Raw genomic sequence first — 6,829 nt, 5'->3', positions numbered from 1 at the left:
GTGGGGGAGTGGGAGACTAGGAAACAAGGAGAATAATTTTTCTTTCCCCCCATCCCAAGAACTCTCCCCATCTCCCCATCCCCCTCATCCCTGAGAGTGGTAGTAGGATGGTAAAACAGGTGCGGTTTGATTGACTTTCAACCTCGATTGTGCATCCAAGGGAAAGGGTGAGTTTTTGTACTAGTGCCAATCCTAATCGGGTTCCTCCTTGCTTCCAAGGATCTTTGGTGGGAATGCGATAAAATTTGTGAAAAATAAGTGGTATTTCTGTGGTGGGAATTTCCACACCAGTATTAATTACTTGGAATTGAATTTCTTTTGATTTTAATTGAGCACTGAGGGTAATGTGTGCTTCTGGTGGGCTGAATTTACAAGCGTTGGTGAGCAGTTCGATTAAAAATTGCTGTACTTGAATTGTTTCCAACACCAACGGTTTCGGGTTGGTATCGAGCTTTTGCAAATCCAGGAAATTATTAATTAGGTTAATTTGGCGATCGCACTCGTTGTCTAAAATTTGAAAGTAGCAAGCTGCTTTTGAGCGTTCTGTTTGTGGCTTCTCCATTTCCAACAAAAAGTTTTGCTCTTTATTCAGTGAGATTCCCAGCATCTGAATCGCCATTTTCATGTTAGGAACGTGGCGTGCGTAGTTCATGGGAAACTGTACTGAGAAATTCATCCTTCAGACGATTGAGGCTTTCAATTTCATCAAATTTCGGTTGTGCAGCTTCTTGAGTTTCTTGAAGAGCAACTTCTGTTAATTTGCTTTTTTCTGTGATTTCGTCAAAATATGCAACAATTTGACTTCTTCTAGGGTAAGTTTACGCCACTCTCCTGGTTGTAAATGATCTAATTTTAAGTGGGCGATCGCTATCCTCACCAGTCGCAAGGTAGGAAAGCCTACAGCTGCTGTCATCCTTCTGACTTGGCGGTTTTTCCCCTCTGTCAAAGTCATTTCTAGCCACGCTGTGGGGACATTTTTTCTAAATCTTATCGGTGGATCGCGATCGCTTAACAACGGTTCTTCTGCTAAAAGTCGTACTTTTGTCGGTCGAGTCCGGTAATCTTGAACTTGTACCCCTGTTTGCAACTTCTGCAAAGCATCTGCATCGGGAATTCGCTCTACCTGTACTAAATAAGTCCTTTCATGTCCAAATTGAGGATGAGAAAGGCGATGTTGCAATTGTCCGTTATTTGTCAATAATAATAATCCTTCACTATCCCAGTCTAAACGCCCGACAGGGTACACATCAGCCACTTGGATGTAATCTTTGAGGGTGCTACGGTTAGGGCTATCTTTTGTAAACTGGCTGAGAACACCGTATGGTTTATAGAAAATGATATAGCGATCGTCATTCATTATTTTCAAAATACAGATGCAGTCTAGAAGCCTGAAGCGTTGTGCGTACAAAGCCCGCCTGCGCGGGCTAAAATCTTGCTAGGCTGCGCTTTTAAATTTAGGTAACGATAATTATTTTAAACATAACAAAGCCCGATTAGAATCCCCTCGGCAATAGCTGCGGGGAGAGGTCAAAGACGAAACACATCTTCAGGATTTGTTAACTTACTTGCGCCCATCCACAACGAAAGTGCTAGAATCGATTTCCATGCTAGGGGTGCCTGCATTTTCAGGCTGAGAACACACTCTTAAGACCTGAGTCTGGGTAATACCAGCGGAGGGAAGCTGTTTATCAAGGGAATTCAATATGCGGACTCAATGGGTTGCTAAACGCCAGGGACAAGATAATGTCACGCAAATCCACTACGCACGCCAGGGTGTTATCACTGAAGAAATGCATTATGTCGCTCAACGGGAAAACCTCCCCGACGAGCTAATTAGAGACGAAGTAGCGCGGGGACGGATGATTATTCCCGCGAATATTAATCACACTAACTTAGAGCCAATGGCGATCGGTATCGCCTCTAAATGTAAGGTAAATGCCAATATCGGCGCTTCCCCGAATTCTTCCAATCTTCAGGAAGAAGTAGATAAGCTAAAATTAGCGGTCAAGTATGGCGCTGATACGGTGATGGATTTGTCTACTGGTGGTGGAAATTTAGATGAAATTCGCACCGCAATCATCAACGCCTCACCAGTGCCAATTGGTACAGTACCCTTATATCAAGCACTAGAAAGCATCCACGGCAACATCGAAAAGCTGACACCAGATGATTTTCTCCATATTATTGAGAAACATGCCCAACAGGGTGTCGATTACATGACTATCCACGCGGGGATTTTGATTGAATACTTGCCCTTAGTGAAAAACCGCATCACTGGCATTGTCTCTCGCGGCGGCGGTATTATGGCACGGTGGATGTTGCATCACCATAAGCAAAACCCGCTTTATACCCATTTCGGTGACATCATTGAGATTTTCAAAAGATACGATGTATCCTTCAGCTTGGGTGATTCCCTCCGTCCAGGCTGCATCCATGATGGCTCAGATGAAGCACAATTGTCTGAATTGAAAACTCTGGGACAATTGACCCGCAAAGCGTGGGAACATAATGTTCAGGTGATGGTAGAAGGTCCTGGACATGTGCCGATGGATCAAATTGAATTCAACGTCAAAAAGCAGATGGAAGAGTGTTCGGAAGCACCTTTCTACGTGCTGGGACCATTGGTGACAGATATTGCTCCGGGTTATGACCATATTACTTCAGCGATCGGTGCTGCTCTGGCTGGTTGGCATGGTACAGCGATGCTGTGTTACGTAACACCCAAAGAACATTTAGGACTTCCCAATGCCGAAGATGTACGTAACGGTTTGATTGCTTACAAAATTGCGGCACACGCAGCAGATATTGCCAGACATAGAACAGGTGCCAGAGATAGAGACGACGAACTCTCCCACGCTCGTTATAACTTCGACTGGAATCGTCAGTTTGAATTATCACTCGACCCGGAAAGAGCTAAGGAATATCACGACGAAACTTTACCAGCAGATATTTACAAAACTGCTGAGTTTTGCTCGATGTGCGGTCCTAAATTCTGCCCAATGCAAACTAAAGTTGATGCGGATGCGTTGATAGAATTAGAGAAGTTTTTGGCGAAAGAGCCTGTATCGCAGGGTTAATTAATAGCCTTCAGATTGTAAGTCTGGACGGCAGTCGCACCCAACGGAGAAAACCTCCGCAACGCGTTGCCTCACCTACACGAACAGAGCTTACCTTCGTCGGCTAGTATAATATGGGGTGGGCATTGCCCACCCTACTATTTTTGTTGCGGTACGAAATCCTGCATGTAAATATTTAGCTATAATTTAATAGACAACCTATTTGAAAATGAATGTAGAGACGTAGCATTGCTACGTCTCTACAAGGATTGTGGATAACACATATTTAATTTTCAAATAGGTTGTCTAATCCCAAAAAAAACTATTTCCTGACAATTATTGTTAATGTAGTTGGAGCGAGTTCATTAACAATTAAAATGCCTAGTCTCTACGAAACAGATTTCTACGCTTGGACGGAAGCATAAATTTTGGAAGACTTCTCAGAACTAAAGTCTGAGGATATTAAGGCTTGCCTTGCCTTCGCTGTTAACCACGAGCAAAAGTTATTTGTAGCATCACTGTGAAACTGAGCACCATTTGAGTAGTAATATCTGCTTTTCCCCGATGCCACATCTCCCATAAATCCCCCCTTAGGGAGAAGCCTTTAAATACTCGCAGCTAACACACTGGAGTTAAGTGGTTAGTTAATTATTAATATAATGAAAAATTTAAATGTGCTATCTGATTCACAAATTCAACGTATTTTAGTTGTTAATGATAGAATGCGGGTAATTCGAGGGGTGGCAAATGGAGATTTATTTCAAGCGATCGCCACAGAAACTGAAGGTAGATTGGGAGCAAAGTGAGTTGTGCTCAAACTGCCCGCATTGTCAATAAAAACGTCACAAAATGCAAGTATTCTGCTGAAAATGGCAGAGACGGCATAAATATGTATGTTGCAAAATAAACCCGATATTAAGATTAGGATGATGCTAGAAATAGACGGTTAGGAAACAATGCAAGTTATTCGACGATTAAATGAATTTCCAAATTTTCCAATATCGCTTTAACTGCAAAAGCAATAAAAGGCGATCGCGAAAAATTCATTTTTGCCGGCGCAAGCAACTGCTCTCACTACTGAGAATTTGGCTATATCGGTAATGGAAAATTGGTAGTTGCTAAACCTTGTCTACCTTGAAAACCGTAGTTTTCTGCCAATACTTTGAGATTACTTGGAAGCGATCGCAATTAATTCATCTGAATAATTACAAACTCCAGGTTTCAACATAAACCAGGTTTAATTGCTAATTGCTAATTATTTTTATTTCCACCTCCCTATTCCCAATTACCAATTCTCCATTCGCCACGAGATGCCAGATAATGTTAAAAAATTTGAAAATTAGTACTAAAATAGGAGCAAGTTTCGCACTAAGTCTGGTATCTTTTACAGTCATTGGTCTACTTATTTACCGAAGCGCTACAGAAACGATAAATACTAGTCACTGGCAAAGTCACACTTACCAAGTACTGACAAGCCTGGAAAACTTTCTTTCTACGCTTAAGGATGCGGAAACTGGACAGCGCGGTTATTTGATTACTGGGTCGGAAGATTACTTGCAACCTTATAATGCAGCGGTTCCCGTAATTGATCAAAAAATTGCTGAACTACGGAAATTGACCGCAGATAATCCCAGCCAACAGCGACGACTTGATATTGTAGAATCTCTCACACAAAAAAGAATCACCAGACTAAAGGAGGTGATTGAGATTCGTCGTAATCAAGGATCAGCAGGCGTTTCTCAAGCAATTGTTAATGGCAGTGGCAAAGGTATGATTATGATGAATGATATCCGCCGTGTCGTTTCCGAGCTCGAAAACGAAGAATTGAGGTTATTGAAACTGCGTTCAGCAGCATCTAATGAAGCAGCGAGGCAAATGAATTATAGTATTGCCTTTGGTATTCCGCTTTATTTGCTTCTTCTGACATTAATCGGTTTTTTTCTCAATCGCAACATTTCTCGACCGCTTGAGGAAGTCTCTAGTGTTGCCGAAAAAATTGCTGCGGGAGATTTAGACACGAGTATACCTACTGACAATCGTCGCGACGAAATTGGTATTTTGGCACAGACATTTAACAAAATGATTGCCAACTTGCGCTCAACAAATCACCAAACAGCAGAGCAAGACTGGTTAAAAACTAACTTAGCGAAATTCAGCCGAATTTTGCAAGGACAACGAAACTTAAAGGCTGTTTCTCAACTTATCCTCAAAGAACTCGCTCCTTTAGTCTCGGCTCATCACGGTGTATTTTATTTGATGAAAACACACCATAATCAGCCAAGTTTAAGGCTTTTGGGAACTTACGCTTACCGAGAACGCAAGCATTTAGCAAACCACTTTCAATTGGGTGAAGGTTTGGTAGGACAATGCGCTTTAGAGAAACAGCGAATTTTGCTAACATCCGTACCTTCCGACTATATTAAAATCAATTCTGGGCTGGGGGAAGCAACCCCGATGAATATTATTGTTTTACCTGCTGTGTATGAAGAGCGAGTATTAGCTGTGATTGAACTAGCTTCATTCGAGCGCTTTAGTGATATTCATCTAACTTTTCTCGACCAACTCAGCGAAAGTATTGGTATCGTCCTCGATAATATTGTTGCATATCAACGCACCGAAGAATTACTTGACTCTTCGCGATCGCTTACCGAAGAGTTAAGAAGCCAGCAAGAAGAACTGGTAGAAACTAATCAACGCTTGGAGCAACAAACAGAAATATTACAAAAATCCGATAAATTATTGCGACAGCAACAGCAAGATTTACAACAAAGCTACGAAGAGTTACAACAACTAAATGAAGAATTAGAAGAAAATACCGAGTTGCTAGCTCAACAAAAGCAGGAAGTAGAATACAAAAATCGCGAATTAGAGCAAGCACGCTTAAATTTAGAAGAAAAAGCCTCACAATTAACCACAACTTCTAAATATAAGTCGCAATTTTTAGCGAACATGTCCCACGAGTTAAGAACTCCATTAAATAGCTTACTCATATTAGCTCAAGTATTATCTAATAACAATGAAGGAAATTTGACACAAAAGCAGCTGGAATATAGCCAAACTATCTACTCTGCCGGCAACGATTTGCTATCACTAATTAATGAAATTCTCGATTTAGCAAAAATCGAGTCTGGAACAATCGAAGTAGAAGTAAAAGAAACTTTTTTCAGCGAATTGCAAAGATATGTAGAATGGACTTTTCGTTCTCTTGCTGAAAATAAAAAACTAGATTTTCGCGTTCACTTTGATGAACAACTACCCCCTGCTATCTACACAGATGCAAAACGTCTTCAACAGTTACTAAGTAACTTGTTGGCAAATGCGTTTAAATTTACAGAACAAGGTCAGGTAAGTTTACGCGTGTCGGTTGTCACCGAAGGCTGGAGTCGCGACCAACAAAGTCTTAATAGTGCTGAATGTGCTCTAGCCTTTGCAGTCAGCGATACTGGTATTGGCATTTCCCCAGAAAAACAGCAGGTGATTTTTGAAGCTTTTCAACAAGCAGACGGCACAACTAGCCGTAAATACGGTGGTACAGGTTTAGGCTTATCTATCAGCCGACAAATTGCCCAATTGTTAGGTGGTGAAATTCGCTTAGTCAGTCAACTTAATCAAGGTAGCACCTTTACTCTGTACCTACCTCAGACATACTCTGCATCGTCGGTGAGGGGACAAGGGGGACAAGGGGGACAAGGGGGACAAGGAGGACAAGGGAGACAAGGAGGACAAGGGAGACAAGGAGGACAAGGGGACAAACAGAACAATTCTTCTTTCCC

Annotated in this window: 5 protein-coding genes and 1 riboswitch; of the genes, 3 read left to right on the top strand and 2 right to left on the bottom strand. The window is 41.7% G+C overall.

The features are described from left to right. Positions 1-16 precede the first annotated feature (16 nt). The gene (locus OGM63_RS09725; RefSeq protein ID WP_263745313.1) at positions 17-652 is read right to left on the bottom strand and encodes a sensor histidine kinase; all 636 of its coding nucleotides are present in this window, start codon (positions 650-652) and stop codon (positions 17-19) included. Between the two features lie 102 nt (positions 653-754). After that, a complete protein-coding gene (locus OGM63_RS09720; RefSeq protein WP_263745312.1) occupies positions 755-1,357 on the bottom strand; it encodes a pseudouridine synthase in 603 nt (200 codons plus the stop codon). A gap of 242 nt (positions 1,358-1,599) precedes the next feature. Continuing rightward, positions 1,600-1,696, top strand: a riboswitch (TPP riboswitch). A 7-nt stretch (positions 1,697-1,703) separates the two neighbouring features. On the opposite strand from OGM63_RS09720, the gene thiC reads away from it, so the two are divergent. The 3 genes from thiC to OGM63_RS09705 all read left to right on the top strand — a co-directional run. Continuing rightward, entirely contained in the window at positions 1,704-3,077 is a 1,374-nt protein-coding gene (gene thiC, locus OGM63_RS09715; RefSeq protein WP_263745311.1) for a phosphomethylpyrimidine synthase, read from the top strand. A gap of 653 nt (positions 3,078-3,730) precedes the next feature. Next, complete coding sequence (locus tag OGM63_RS09710; RefSeq protein ID WP_263745310.1) at positions 3,731-3,862, top strand: hypothetical protein; 132 nt, start codon at positions 3,731-3,733, stop codon at positions 3,860-3,862. Positions 3,863-4,376: 514 nt separating this feature from the next. Further along, a partial coding sequence (locus tag OGM63_RS09705) for a CHASE3 domain-containing protein (RefSeq protein ID WP_263745309.1) occupies positions 4,377-6,829 on the top strand: 2,453 nt, incomplete at its 3' end.

This window comes from Plectonema radiosum NIES-515 (genome assembly GCF_025753815.1).
GTDB classification, from domain to species: Bacteria; Cyanobacteriota; Cyanobacteriia; order Cyanobacteriales; family Nostocaceae; genus Hassallia; species Hassallia radiosum_A.
This window is presented reverse-complemented; position numbering and strand designations above follow the sequence as displayed.

Bases quoted from the DNA above. Each gene is read 5' to 3' on its own strand.
- OGM63_RS09725 (WP_263745313.1), bottom strand. From the start codon at position 652: ATGAACTACGCACGCCACGTTCCTAACATGAAAATGGCGATTCAGATG.
- OGM63_RS09720 (WP_263745312.1), bottom strand. From the start codon at position 1,357: ATGAATGACGATCGCTATATCATTTTCTATAAACCATACGGTGTTCTC.
- thiC (WP_263745311.1), top strand. From the start codon at position 1,704: ATGCGGACTCAATGGGTTGCTAAACGCCAGGGACAAGATAATGTCACG.